Annotated in this window: 12 protein-coding genes; 5 read left to right on the forward strand and 7 right to left on the reverse strand. The window is 56.8% G+C overall.

All coding sequences use genetic code 11. The annotated features are described in order from the left end of the window. Positions 1 to 61: 61 nt before the first annotated feature. Both ACPZMI_RS00655 and ACPZMI_RS00660 read right to left on the reverse strand, forming a co-directional pair. Entirely contained in the window at positions 62 to 991 is a 930-nt protein-coding gene (locus ACPZMI_RS00655; RefSeq protein WP_426351463.1) for a carbon-nitrogen hydrolase family protein, read from the reverse strand. Positions 992 to 1,009: 18 nt separating this feature from the next. Beyond that, a complete protein-coding gene (locus ACPZMI_RS00660; protein ID WP_426351464.1) occupies positions 1,010 to 2,269 on the reverse strand; it encodes an MFS transporter in 1,260 nt (419 codons plus the stop codon). Positions 2,270 to 2,406: 137 nt separating this feature from the next. On the opposite strand from ACPZMI_RS00660, the gene ACPZMI_RS00665 reads away from it, so the two are divergent. The 3 genes from ACPZMI_RS00665 (at position 2,407) to ACPZMI_RS00675 (ending at position 5,031) form a co-directional block, all read left to right on the forward strand. Continuing rightward, positions 2,407 to 3,333: a LysR family transcriptional regulator gene (locus tag ACPZMI_RS00665; RefSeq protein ID WP_426351465.1), complete on the forward strand. Its 927-nt coding sequence runs from the start codon at positions 2,407 to 2,409 to the stop codon at positions 3,331 to 3,333. 343 nt (positions 3,334 to 3,676) lie between these two features. Continuing rightward, positions 3,677 to 4,585: an Ssp4 family T6SS effector gene (ssp4, locus tag ACPZMI_RS00670; RefSeq protein ID WP_426351466.1), complete on the forward strand. Its 909-nt coding sequence runs from the start codon at positions 3,677 to 3,679 to the stop codon at positions 4,583 to 4,585. Beyond that, positions 4,582 to 5,031 carry a hypothetical protein gene (locus ACPZMI_RS00675; RefSeq protein ID WP_186710024.1) on the forward strand — a complete coding sequence of 150 codons (450 nt, stop codon included), beginning with the start codon at positions 4,582 to 4,584 and terminating at the stop codon, positions 5,029 to 5,031. The genes ssp4 and ACPZMI_RS00675 overlap by 4 nt, the downstream gene beginning before the upstream one ends. Positions 5,032 to 5,121: 90 nt before the next feature. Here ACPZMI_RS00675 and ACPZMI_RS00680 read toward each other — a convergent pair whose 3' ends face one another. After that, positions 5,122 to 5,343: a hypothetical protein gene (locus ACPZMI_RS00680; RefSeq protein ID WP_186667693.1), complete on the reverse strand. Its 222-nt coding sequence runs from the start codon at positions 5,341 to 5,343 to the stop codon at positions 5,122 to 5,124. Positions 5,344 to 5,912: 569 nt separating this feature from the next. Between ACPZMI_RS00680 and ACPZMI_RS00685 the strand changes: the two genes are divergently transcribed. Beyond that, entirely contained in the window at positions 5,913 to 6,170 is a 258-nt protein-coding gene (locus ACPZMI_RS00685; protein ID WP_063543005.1) for a DUF2790 domain-containing protein, read from the forward strand. Between the two features lie 52 nt (positions 6,171 to 6,222). On the opposite strand, the gene ACPZMI_RS00690 is transcribed toward ACPZMI_RS00685, so the two are convergent. The 3 genes from ACPZMI_RS00690 to ACPZMI_RS00700 form a co-directional block, all read right to left on the reverse strand. Next, a complete protein-coding gene (locus ACPZMI_RS00690) occupies positions 6,223 to 7,383 on the reverse strand; it encodes a PAS domain-containing sensor histidine kinase (protein ID WP_426351467.1) in 1,161 nt (386 codons plus the stop codon). After that, the gene (locus ACPZMI_RS00695; RefSeq protein ID WP_186667691.1) at positions 7,376 to 8,188 is read right to left on the reverse strand and encodes an alpha/beta fold hydrolase; all 813 of its coding nucleotides are present in this window, start codon (positions 8,186 to 8,188) and stop codon (positions 7,376 to 7,378) included. Before ACPZMI_RS00695 ends, ACPZMI_RS00690 begins: the two co-directional genes overlap by 8 nt. Positions 8,189 to 8,601: 413 nt before the next feature. Further along, positions 8,602 to 9,105, reverse strand: a complete 504-nt coding sequence (locus ACPZMI_RS00700; RefSeq protein WP_063542999.1) for a winged helix-turn-helix transcriptional regulator — start codon at positions 9,103 to 9,105, stop codon at positions 8,602 to 8,604. A 96-nt stretch (positions 9,106 to 9,201) separates the two neighbouring features. Here ACPZMI_RS00700 and ACPZMI_RS00705 point away from each other — a divergent pair, with 96 nt between their 5' ends. Next, on the forward strand, positions 9,202 to 10,143 hold the full coding sequence (locus tag ACPZMI_RS00705; protein WP_426351468.1) for an aromatic alcohol reductase: 942 nt from the start codon (positions 9,202 to 9,204) through the stop codon (positions 10,141 to 10,143). A gap of 973 nt (positions 10,144 to 11,116) precedes the next feature. Here the strand turns inward: ACPZMI_RS00705 and ACPZMI_RS00710 are convergent. Then, the gene (locus tag ACPZMI_RS00710) at positions 11,117 to 12,223 is read right to left on the reverse strand and encodes a hypothetical protein (RefSeq protein WP_426351469.1); all 1,107 of its coding nucleotides are present in this window, start codon (positions 12,221 to 12,223) and stop codon (positions 11,117 to 11,119) included. Positions 12,224 to 12,411: the final 188 nt, after the last annotated feature.

The following is a 12,411-nucleotide window of genomic DNA, read 5'->3' on the forward strand; positions in this document are numbered from 1 at the left end:
CGCACGTATCTGTGGGAGCGGGCTTGTCCCGCGATTGGGTCGCAAAGCGGCCCCGGCGATCTCAGCCGTCGAAACTCACCGCCCGCAACGGCGCGGTATTGACCTTCAGCTCGAACACATCCGGCCGCGCATAATGGCCCACCACATCGAAGTCGAGATTGCCCTGGCTCAACTGGCTCATGTCCAGATCCGCGTACAACTCGGTCTCGCAATCGAACACCGGCCCGGCCAGTACCTCGCCCAAGGGGCTGACGATCATGCTCCCCCCGCGCATCACGTAGTCGTCGTCGGCGAAATCCAGCCCGAACGCCTCGCGGTGCTGCTGCGGATACTCGCCCAGGCGAATCGCCTGGCAGGCCGAGAGCACGAACACCCGGCCCTCCAGCGCCACATGCACCATGGAGCTGGCCCACGACGGTCGATCGTCGGCAGTCGGTGCGCAATACAGTTGCACCCCTTGCGCATACATGGCCTGGCGCAGCGCCGGCATGTAGTTCTCCCAGCAGATCACGCTGCCGAGCACACCGAAGTCGGTCTGCACCGGCTCAATGGTCGAGCCATCGCCGAAGCCCCAGATCAGGCGCTCCTGCCCGGTCGGCATGAGCTTGCGGTGATAACCGGCAATGCCCCGGCCCGGCGCGAGGGTGACAGCGGTGCAATACAGGGTGCGGCCATGACGCTCGATGATGCCGACCACCGCGGTCACCCCCGTCTGCTCGACGCTTTCGGCAAAGGCCGCAAGCTCCGGGCCGTCCAGGGCCACGGCTCCCTCGACGTAGCGCTGGTACAGCGCGCGCCCGGCAGCACTGCGATTGCCCACCACACTGCCGAATGCCGCGCCCTTGGGATAACCGCCGATGAACGCTTCGGGGAACACCGCAAGTTGTGCGCCCTGCTCCGCCACCCGCCGCAGGCTGCCGGCGGCCTTCTCGACACTGGCCATCGCATCATAAGGAACGGAAGCGGCCTGGATGATTGCTACACGGGTCATGATGACTCCTGTCTGTGGTTAGAAACGGCTGATGTCGTTGTCACGGGTTTCCGGCAAGGTCTTGCGCAGCACCAGCAGGCACAGCAGCGAGACCCCGGCGAGATAGGCAGCGGGCAGGTTGGCGTCGCCGGTCATGCGGATCAGCGCCGCGGCGATGAACGGCCCCGGGCCTGCCAGGATCCCCAGCGCCAGGTTGTGCCCCAGCGCTGCGCCGGTGGAGCGGATCGAGGCCGGGAAGACCTCCACCAGCAGCACCACGTCCATCACTGCCGTGACCGCCACCAGTACCCCCAGGATGATCAAGCCGAGCAGGATCGCCGCGCTGTTGCCGCTGTTGATCAAGAGGAAAATCGGAAACGCCAGCACCGTCAGCGCCGCGGCAGCACCCAGCAACAGTTTGCGCCGGCCGATGCGGTCACTGAGCCGGCCAATCAGCGGGTTGACGATCACGTACACCACCAGCGCGATGCTGCACAGCCACAGCGCCGTGCTGCGCGGCAGCCCCACGGTGGTGACCAGGTGGTTGTTGGCGTAGGTGACGAAGTAATAAAGCGACACCCCGAACAGCGCCGAAAAGGCAAAGGTGGTAATGAACGCCCGGCGCCGCACCGCCTTGCTCGGGGCCTGCGCCGAATCGCGCTGGCGCACCATCTCTTCGTACACCGGGGTATCGCCCAGCTTGCGGCGAATGAAGATGGCGATGCCGGTCATGACGATCGAGGCCACGAACGGCAGGCGCCAGCCCCAGGCCGTCAGTTGCGCGTCGCTGAGCGTGGTGGTGATGGTCGCGGCGACGAAGGTGCCGAACAGGAACGCCAGCCCGGCAGTCCCGGTGATCACGCTGGCCGCCGTGGCACGGCGATTCGCCGGCGCACTCTCGACAATATAGATGCCTGCGCTCGACCACTCGCCGCCAACCATCATCCCCTGCACGAAGCGCATGGCGATCAACAGCACGGGCGCTGCGATACCAATCGCCTCGTAGGTGGGTAACAACCCGATGATCGTGGTACACACCCCCATGCCGAACACCGTGATGATCAGCACCGCCCGGCGGCCGAAACGGTCACCGATCGGCCCCAGGATCAGCGCCCCGAACGGCCGCGAGAGAAAGCCCACGGCGAATACCGCCAGCGACGACAGCAGCGACACGCCAGGCGCGCTGGACGGGAAGAACAGCATCCCGATCACCGCCGCGAAATAGCCGTAAACGGCGAAGTCGAACCACTCCATGAAGTTGCCGATCCCTACCGCGATGGCGCGCTTGCGGATATCCACCTGCCCACCCCTGGTATGGGTATTGCTTTCACCCACGCTATGCGAAATCGTGCCCACCGGATCCACCTGTGTGTTGTTATCTGTTGTGGGCACCAGACTAGAAACACCACCGACCACGGGGCAAACGATTAGGAAATATGAGCCGGATTAACGTACGTAATATTTCTCGGATCGACCTGAACCTGCTGCTGACCTTTCACTGCCTGATGACCGAACGCAGCGCCACCCGCGCCTCGGCCATGCTGCACGTGACCCAGGGCGCAGTGAGCTCGGCCTTGCGCCGCCTGCGCGAGCACTTCGGCGACGAGCTGTTCATCCGCACCGCCTCGGGCATGCAACCCACGCGCAAGGCCATGGAGCTGGCGCCGAAGATCACCGAAGCCCTGACCTCCATATCCGGCCTGTTGGGCACAGAACCCGACTTTTCGCCGCACGATTCCAGTTATGTCTTCAATATCGGCCTGTCTGACGATATCGAGGCCTGCCTTGCGCCGCGCATCGTCAACGCCGCAGCGGCCGAAGGCCTGGGCGTGACCTTCGCCTTCCACCAGAGCAACAGCTCGCTGTGGAAACAGTCGCTGCAAGACCCCGACATGGACCTGGTGATCTGTGCCGAACCCAAGGACTTCAACACCAGCTATTCCTCGCAGGTGCTGTTTTCCTCGTCCTACGCCTGCCTCTACCGTCCACGCAATGGAGCGGCAAACGACCCCATCGCCCTGGAAGACTATTTCGCCGCCAATCACGTGCGGATTTCCTACGATGGCCGCCGCGGCTTCATCGACGACATGTTCGAGGCGGCAGGCTATGCGCGGCATGTCACCGCCTCGTTCACCCATTTCAGCGGTGCACTGAGCACCTTGATGAACAGCGAAGTGATCGCCACGATCCCCAGCTTCGCCGCCGAGAGCTATGCGGCGATGACCGACCTGACCGTGAGCCCGGTGCCCTTCCCGGTGCCGTCGTTCCGCTGTTTCATGGTCTGGGACATTGCCCGGCACAACAAACCGCATCATGAATGGCTGCGGCATTTCATCGGCAACCTGGCCCAGGTGGTGAGGTAGCCTCCGGACCGACGGGGCCTACGAAACTAGGGCCCACGCGCATGACGAGTTCATGCCCATGGTGCCCGAGCACGGGATGCTGCGCTTCAAGGACGAACAGACTGACCGCACCACCTCAAACCGGTAGTGCTTACAGAAGATGATGAAACTTCGCTGGCAACAGTCCGCGACACTGCGACGTATCCCACGACCAGAGGCAAAGCTCACGGCGGCACTCTCCCACAATCATATCGGAACGGTCCGACATACCCGCCAATAGCGCCTTCTTATGCTCGCGAGTCCCTCAATCGCGGGCTAGCGGCTGACCCAACGGTCTCTCCTGACGCCCTGCTCAGGACTCGTCATGCCTCGCCCGCCCATCACGGAATTAGGTGGCAACCCGTTCAAGCCTTTCGCCCGAGCGCGGATCGAAAGCTCGATCGATCTTCCCAAACTGTATGCCGCAATCGACCGCGATCCCGCCATCGTTGGGGCGGGGGTGGTTTATGTCGATACTCATTACAACGCGATTACCTTGCGGGCGTTTCAGCCTGTTTGCAGTGTGCTGCCGAAGAGGGTGGTGTTGCAGGAGCTGCCTAGGCCGGTTACGGCTGAACAGTATCTTGAGCAGCAGGTGAAGGATCCGCGGCAGTCCAGGTTGATTTCGGATCTCTGGAATACTGGGTTGGCGTGTACGGGATTTATCGGCGGGTTGCTGTTGATAGTGAATGGAGGTGTTTTGACTGCTATCACCGGTGGCCCTGGGATTGCTATCAGCATTGCTGGTTACGGAGCTTTATTGGCATCTGCCGCCCAGTGTGCGATTGGAGTGCGCCGTGTTCACTTGGAGCTTCACGCCCCGGAAAGCAATGATGAACTCGATAATCAAACTTGGTTCAAGATTGTTGCACCGCTGCTAGACATCATCTCTTTGCTCGGAATCGCCAGCGCCTCTCTGAACACGATCAAATATCTCCAAATGCGCAAAAGCCTGACAGGTGCAGGATGGTTCTCGTTGAGTAGAACACTGAGTCGCCAGCAACGCAGCACGCTGATGAGAGAAATCCTCTCGATCAAACACCCGTCGCTGACGAGTAAACAACTAAAACTCAAACAACGTCTCGGTACCCTTCCCAAACGCTTTATGCCCGCACAAATCAGGACATCGACCATTGCACTTATCAGTGAGTCCATCCTTAGCGGCATCGGCATCATCGGGAACGGGATGGTCCAGAACCTTGCTGTAATGCTGATAGAGGAAATCAGCGAATGATGTTTCTTACCTTTTGTTTAGGCACCTTTCTCAAACGATTTTTCCCAATCCTTGCGCTGGCAATGTTGCTGGCAATTATCGCCATCTCTACGGGAGCAGGCGCCATAGCAGATGTCTACTTTCGCAAGCATCCAAACTACCTTGAGTACTCCTTTACTCTGCTGATGTTGGGCACGACCGTGCTGGGGTGCGCTCAGTACTCGGTAATCCGTGGCAGAGGAAAATTCACATGGTGGATTGTAGGGGTATTGGTGATATGCCTTGCGGCCAACTGCATAAGCTACTTCAAGCCTGGATTAGAGTTGTTTTCGTTGGTGGGCATGCTCTCGGCCACCTCGGCCCTCGCCTGCTACAACAGCCGCCGCTACCGCCAAATGTGCAAAAGGCTTCAAGTAATACGGCGAATGCGCGAGGAATGGATCGCCTATGAAAAGCTCCGTCGGTAGCCCAAACCCAGTCCGTGTGGGAGCGGCCTCGTGCCGCGAAAGGGCCGCAAAGCGGCCCCGGCAGTCGAGGGCCAACAACACCTCCAACAGCTACACAGCCTCCCCCGCCAAATCAATCAACCTCCCACACTCCTCCGCCGTCATCCGACCGATGATGCGGATGGCCTGGTGAATCCCCGCCGCACCTCGACCGCTCAACTGCGGGTTGTGCTCACACTCAAGCAGTTCATCGTATTGAGCCAGTGCCTCGCCCAGGAGTTCGAGGGTCCAGGCATAGGATTGGATTGTGGAAAGGCGCTCGTGGTCAGTCATGGGACACCTGCCTCAGTTCGCGGGTGGACTGACTGTGGACAGAAGCGATGGGGGCGAGATACCGGCGCTGATGAGCAGCGGCGGAGAGCGGATGCGAGGATCCTGTAAGGGATAGCGATAAGCATGCATGAAACTCCAAGTTAGGTTGGAGCTGCCACGCATCGTCGCCAAACAATTGGGTGGCAGCTGTACGCAGGTTGGCGAACCGGGAACTTGGAACCCGGCAGACCCGAAGGTCTCCCACGCACAGCCGCCATGGCACGAGGCTGCGGACGCAAAAAAAAGCGCCTGCAATCGTGTGGGGCGCTTTGCGCCAAGTTTTCCCGGGTCGCCAAACCCGGTCGCGGAGGTTGCCGCGACTGAAGGGAATTTATGCCTAACGGGGCTTCAGCGCAAGGCGCGGCGAAGCCAGCAGAAGCTGTGAACCGCATTTTGGGAACAGTCCGACATACGCCCAGGGCCGGCGACCCTGCTCTGTTAACCCTCAACTAATCCGCCTGTAGAACACTGGGTGCAACTCGGCGCTCGCGGCGCCGCAAGCCCCCTCACTACAGACAGGTAACTTGAAAATGAAAGCGTTAGTGGCATTGGTGTTTGGCGGCCTTTGCAGCACGGCAATGGCCAATGAAGTGGCGCAGGATTTCAAGCAGCCGCCGGTTGAACGGTACAACTACTCGCAGCACCTGGACATTGCCCGAGTGATCTCCGTGAGCGAAGTGCCCGACGTGCGCGAATTGGTACCCGCGCGCATGATCTACGAAGACTCCAAAGGCCAACGGCATACGCTTGAATACACAGCGATGGGGAAAGGTTTGACTGACGACTGAGGCTCTGGAGTGTTGCTTAATCCGTGAGGGAATGTTCGGCAGTGCCGGCAGTTCAATAGGGCAAGTGGATGATGAAAGTGGTGCCATAGATTGGGTTGGACGTCACGGTAGCCCGGCCACCATGGGCTTCGGCGATCTGCTTGACGATAAACAAACCAAGCCCGAGCGAACGCAGCGCATCTTGCCGGTCGCTACCACGCGTCATCGGCTCGAATAACTTGGGCAGCAATTCCTCGGCGATGGCAGGGCCGTGGTTGTGAACGCTCAAAACCACACCGTTGCCGCAGAACTCAGTAGTGAGCGTGATGGGATAGCGAAGGTCGCCATATGCCGCACTGTTGGCGACCAGGTTACCGATCATCTGATGCAACCTGTCCTGGTCCACCTCGAATGTCCCTTGCCCCCGAGACAAATGACGAATGCTTGCGTTGCCAAAAACAATCCTGAGCTCACTCACGGATTGGTCCATGGCCTTCAGAAGATCAACTTGTTGGCGACGGATACCGATGCCCTGACCGAGTTTGATCGAAGCGAAATCCAAAAGATCGACGATCATGCGCTGCGCTCTTTCGGCAGAAGTGCCAATGCTGCCCAGCAGGCGACGCCCCCGGTCGGATTGGACATCGCGTGCAAGCAGCTCAGTAGCCATCTTGATGGCCGTCATCGGATTTTTCAGGTCATGGCTAGCCACAGCGACCATTCGTTCGGCGAGCAGTGCCCGATGCCGCACATCTTCATAGGCTGCGGCCAACTCGACTTGGGCGCGTTGCAAAGCTGATTCGGCGGCGGCCTTCTGTGCCAGCAGTTCCTCGGCGCGCTGCATTGCCAAGAATACCCCCCGCTCATTGCGGTCTCGCTGGCTAATGCCGAACAACGCCAACTGGTAGACGACCCCGTCGTCACTTGCCTGCCGGACACCATTGAGCAACATGGCAACGGCTGTTCCATTGCGATGTTGCAGGTCGACCTTAACCTCCGCAACAGAGCCCTGCATGTCCATCAATGGCTTCCAGTGTGTGCTTTGGAACACACGCCCCGCCACCGTCAGCAACTGCTCGAAACTGCACGCGTGCATCAGCGTCGAGTCGTATCCCAGCCAATCGCAGAACGTTTGGTTGGCGCGGATGATGGTGCCATCCGCGGCCATGACAACCAGTCCGCACGGGGCGTTCTCGAAATACGCTGCTGTGAGCAACTGCGCGGTGTCATCCATCACTGAACCCACGTTCTACGAAGAAAGCATCCATTGCAGCCGTGCATGCACTGGGCGCGCTCAGCTGCGGGAAATGGCCGATATTGTTGATGATGCTCAACGTACTGTCGGGCAGCACCTGGTGCAGATAATCGCCAACCTCCATTGGCACGACCACGTCGCCGGGACATTGCAGGATCAACGTGGGTGTCGACAGCCCGCAAATGTCCTGCCGGTGATCGGACAGGAAGATCACACGGGCAAAATGCCTGGCGATAAAGGCGTTGGTGCGAGCAAAGTTTTCCAGCAGCTCTTCGTGAAGCCCCGGCTGCCCCGGTGCCCCCATCAAGACAGGCGCCATGGTCCCGGCCCAGCCGAGATAATTGTCGTCGATGGTGGCCAGCATTTGCAGCACTTCATCCGGCGAGAATCCGCCGGTGTAGTCACCCTTGTCTACGTAGCAAGGCGAACCGCCGATCATCACCAGCGCAGCAATCCGCTCTGGCGACTGCACAGTGGCCAAGGCACAGATCATCGAGCTGACCGAGTGCCCCACCAGGATCACGGGGCCCTTCGCAAACGCGTTGATGATCTCGTTAAGATCCGCTGCGTGCCCCCACAGCGACGCGTGCCTGCCATGATCGTACGCCTCAAGCTCAGACTGACCAGCGCCGGTCAGATCATAGGTAACAACGCGGAAGCTCTTGGAGAAATGCGGCACCAGCAACCGCCACATGCTCTGGTCACAGCCAAACCCATGCGCCAGGATCAAGGTTACCCCTCCGTCCCCAACAATATGGACGTTGTTACGCTTCTGCAGGGTCATAAAAATCCTGGTGTAATTGGCTATTAGCAGCGCCCGACTGCCCGATCTTCCGAAAGATTAGGTGAGTCATGGGACAAGCGGGGTGCGACTGTGATTCCGCAGCAGTCGAAAGTAACTGTTGTACCAGAACAGGCACACGTGGGCACCATACGCGATACGCCTGGACATAGCCCGCGGACTATTGAACGAGGCGCCGTTCGAGCTGATTTCGGCACGGGCGGGCTAAGGTGTAGGCCAGATTCAAGTGCTCGACCTGCTTGCTGATCGAGCACAGATCCGATCTACAGGTTACAGCGCTAAGCCCCATATGGACAGGACGTGGCTGTAGGCGTTGTAAGCGGAAGCGTTAGCCGCCATGAGGGTATCGCGGACCAGACAGTTTCGAGGTGAACTCTCGATGTGTTCCGCAACAATCATTTGTCTCTCTTCGCTGTTATAGCCTGCTCTATCAGCGGGCTGTCATAGCCAGTAACCGAACTTGCAGGCATTGGGACGGGCTCTTGCCAGAACGGTGTCTTTCCGTCCTGACTGTCGAACCTGTGGCGGGCCTCGCGGATCTGCTCCACGTTTTCAACCACCCACGTCCAAATAGGCGACATACGGACAAGCAGCTGCATCCCCAGCGCAGTCAGGTCATATTCAACACGGGGCGGAATCTCTTGGAACTCGTGGCGGCTGACCAAGCCATCCCGCTCAAGTGATCGCAGTGTCTTGGTCAGCATGCGCTGTGTAATGCCACGCAACTGCCGTTTGATATCGGCGTGGCGCATCGTGCCGTAGACACCTAGCGCATGCAGAATGCCCAGAGACCAGCGACTGCCCGCATGTGCAAGTACCTCACGCCTGACCCCATCGTCATCCTCTCTAAGCGTCTGGCAGATGGCTTGCGCCTGCCTCAAAGCTTCATGATCGGCCATGCTTCCCCCTGGTATCACGCGTGTGCCTTCTTACGAGCGCTGCATAGTCGTGCAAGCATTTGTCCATCTTACAGGCAACTTTAACCAGGACAAATCATGACCCATCCCACCCAGCCAACCCCTCAATCGATCCTCGTATTAGGCGCAGGAGAGCTTGGGCTGCCCGTGCTTCGCAACCTTGCTCGGGTTGCAGAACGAGCCCCTGGCTCAACGGTCAGCGTGCTGCTGCGCGAATCCACCATCAACACCCAAGTCCCGGCAAAAAAGGCCGAAATCGATGAGCTTCGTAGCCTCGGCATTCAGATGGTCGCTGCCGATCTGGTGAGCGACTCCATCGACCAGCTTGCGGCGGTATTCGCTCAATTCGATACCGTCATTGGCTGCGCAGGGATGGTTGCAGGCCGAGAAACTCCGATGAAGCTTGCCACTGCGGCTCTGAAGTCCGGCGTCAAGCGATACTTCCCGTGGCAGTTCGGCGTGGATTTTGAGGTGATTGGACGCGGAAGCCCGCAGGACCTTTTCGATGCCCAGCTTGACGTTCGCGAGTTGCTGAGGGCTCAAGACAAGACTGAGTGGGTCATCATCTCGACGGGCATGTTCACCAGCTTCATGTTTGAGCCCATTTTTGAAGTGGTGGACTTCGAGAATGACACGGTGAACGCGCTGGGCGGGCTGGAGAACAGCGTCACACTGACCACACCCGATGACATCGGGGCGCTGACAGCAGAGATCGTTTTCTTCGAGCCCCGCTTGCGCAACGAAATCGTGTATCTCTCGGGCGACACGGTTACTTACGATGAAGTTGCTGGGCTGCTCGAACGTGTCCTTGGACGACCTTTCAAACGTAACGAATGGACGGTTCCGTATCTGATGGACGAACTGGAAAAAGACCCGACTCATCACATCAAGAAGTATCGGGCCGTGTTTGCCCAGGGCCGAGGCGTGGCCTGGCCGAAAGCGGGCACCTTTAATGAACAGCAGGCGATTAACGTCACGACCGCCGAGCAGTGGGCTCGCGCCAACCTTCAAGGGAGGTAAGTGCTGGTAGAGGGTGAGGAAGTTCGGAGAGGAGCCTGGGGGGAAAGGGGTGGGACTGGTGCGGAGACAGACGGACGGTTGTTGGCCGGGAGGTCCCTGTATTCACGGAGCTGGAATTTGGTGGATTTTTTGATATGCCCCATAGGGTATCTATAAATAAATCAGCTAGTTATGGCCGTCAGTGGAATCGAATCGGAATTGTGGAGGCAGCAGTCAGAACTACGCTCAATTGCTTCACATGCTACGTGAGAAATGGGATAAAACGCCCCATACCTGTGCTTGACCGAGACGGACTAACTGTCAGTGGCTGACGTTCTGTGTGAGGGAAAAAATATTGGTCGCCTTTTCCGGAGTGAATCGGGTCAGATCTCAAGCAGATCATCATCAATCTAGAGGTTTTGGGCTAGTTGGAGAGGTGTATAGGACAGGGGCGATATAGGTTTCCGCTATCAAGGCGTAACTCCGAGCTATCAATGTGCAGATAGCCCATCTCAGTTCTATCGAATTTACTGCGCTTGACTGCGGCTCCTTTGGGATGCTTGGCTGATTCCGTGACGCGCCATACAGCGGTGCAAGGCGCTCCGGGTCAGGAGTGGGAAGCAATCAAGTGGGTGACCCAGCAGGTCGTTAAGGGCATCATCGTGCGCTACCGGAACTCCACTACCATCGCCTCTTCGGAGGCTGCCAGCTGGCAATGCGTGGGTTGACAGGCCCCATACGAGCATCCTATGCAGTGATTCATGATCGCCGCTTGGCTAGGGTCTTCACGTTCAGTCGGTAGCGGGCTGCGAGCTTTCGACTCGACTCTTGAAGCTCGGCTCGAATCCGCGGCATCATGCCGGCGAAACCATGGATACGCCTTTCCAAAATGCATCCTAGTCCTGGGGGTGTAAGGATGCACCATTGCTCTCTGGGACTGAAAACCCAATAAATGACCCCGCGTAAACATGAGGTTCAGGATGCGTTTATTAGGTTACTTCTTTTGAGTCAGATCCTCTTCAGCTTTTGCTAAAAGTGTTGCACGCAAGTTGTCAAATATTGTGAAATCAAGCTCTTCGTCAGGGAAATGATCCGTACTTTTTAGTAGGGTCATAATTTTATTTTGCTTTTCTTTCGAGTAACTATTCCACTCTATTGGGTTAATGTACCAGAAGTCAGTTCCGTAGACCATCCAAGACTCAATAACGTTCAAAAATCCGATGTCAGTGCTATGCTTTATTAAGCTTCTAATAAAGTCCTCCTCGTAAAGCTTTGGAAGAGAAAAGCAGCAAAATGTTTTTCCTGCCCGCGGAAATATTGATAGGTGAACAGTATATTTTTTGTCGCCAGACTTAAATTCACTTTTGCCAGCGAGACACATAGGAACTTCACAGTCCAAATGGACGGTGTACATCGAAATAGATGAGTCCTCTCCTGACAAAGTATTAACCAAAGGAACCAAGTCCTCGTTATGAATATAAGCATATTGATTTTCAAGTTTTTCTATTTGACTTTTGAGATGAAGACTTATTTCATCGTCAACGTTGGTAAGTGTCAAGCCTTTCTTCAATAAATGCTTGACCTCTGAAAATCTTTGCATCTTATAATCGGTGATCTCTTTTTTATATGCCGCCAGCTTTCGTTTAAAGACCTTGGTGAGGCTGGATAATCCGAATAGGTATCGATAGACGATCCTCAGATTTTGCAATGCAATCGATGGATCTTCAAAATCCCCATTGATTTCAAAACCGCTAAACATCGATTCATGTTGCACGCAGAACCCGGGAAATGCAGATGCTTTCTTTATATTAATAGGCTTGCATTCGTAGATCTTTAGTTGCGCATTGTATTCGGGGTAGAGCACTTCATTTTCTTGAGCAACGCGCTTTAATACTGCTGATTCAGGTATCGTATGGGAAGATACGCACCTATCGGTGCAATCGGGAATAATGCACTTCCCCTTTTTTTTTCTTGCTTGCTCTCTCTCACTGATGAAGCCATAGTGGAACTGTTTAAAATAATTACCATCCATGTATTTTGGCTTCCCGGTATCATTATAATATTCATTATTATCGCCGAAAAGCCGATCGTATATATCCATACCTAACCTTGAGTTTGCAATGTTTGAGAATCACACGTCGAGTGAAATGCTTATTTAGCGCACTCGCCCCGTCAGGTCAAGACTATTATTTTAACTTTCAACCCCCCTTACCAAACCTAGGCTCTGTGTGAAAAGCCTTGATACTCGGTGATGCTGCGTTGAAAACAGCCTCGGAATGCTCATTTACA

The organism is Pseudomonas wayambapalatensis (genome assembly GCF_049942315.1).
GTDB lineage: Bacteria > Pseudomonadota > Gammaproteobacteria > Pseudomonadales > Pseudomonadaceae > Aquipseudomonas > Aquipseudomonas wayambapalatensis.

What these genes read in the sequence shown, in the direction of transcription:
- ACPZMI_RS00710 (WP_426351469.1), bottom strand. Translation starts at nt 12,223, where the DNA reads ATGGATATATACGATCGGCTTTTCGGCGATAATAATGAATATTATAAT.
- ACPZMI_RS00665 (WP_426351465.1), top strand. Translation starts at nt 2,407, where the DNA reads ATGAGCCGGATTAACGTACGTAATATTTCTCGGATCGACCTGAACCTG.
- ACPZMI_RS00685 (WP_063543005.1), top strand. Translation starts at nt 5,913, where the DNA reads ATGAAAGCGTTAGTGGCATTGGTGTTTGGCGGCCTTTGCAGCACGGCA.
- ACPZMI_RS00700 (WP_063542999.1), bottom strand. Translation starts at nt 9,105, where the DNA reads ATGGCCGATCATGAAGCTTTGAGGCAGGCGCAAGCCATCTGCCAGACG.
- ACPZMI_RS00680 (WP_186667693.1), bottom strand. Translation starts at nt 5,343, where the DNA reads ATGACTGACCACGAGCGCCTTTCCACAATCCAATCCTATGCCTGGACC.
- ACPZMI_RS00655 (WP_426351463.1), bottom strand. Translation starts at nt 991, where the DNA reads ATGACCCGTGTAGCAATCATCCAGGCCGCTTCCGTTCCTTATGATGCG.
- ACPZMI_RS00695 (WP_186667691.1), bottom strand. Translation starts at nt 8,188, where the DNA reads ATGACCCTGCAGAAGCGTAACAACGTCCATATTGTTGGGGACGGAGGG.
- ssp4 (WP_426351466.1), top strand. Translation starts at nt 3,677, where the DNA reads ATGCCTCGCCCGCCCATCACGGAATTAGGTGGCAACCCGTTCAAGCCT.
- ACPZMI_RS00675 (WP_186710024.1), top strand. Translation starts at nt 4,582, where the DNA reads ATGATGTTTCTTACCTTTTGTTTAGGCACCTTTCTCAAACGATTTTTC.
- ACPZMI_RS00690 (WP_426351467.1), bottom strand. Translation starts at nt 7,383, where the DNA reads ATGGATGACACCGCGCAGTTGCTCACAGCAGCGTATTTCGAGAACGCC.
- ACPZMI_RS00705 (WP_426351468.1), top strand. Translation starts at nt 9,202, where the DNA reads ATGACCCATCCCACCCAGCCAACCCCTCAATCGATCCTCGTATTAGGC.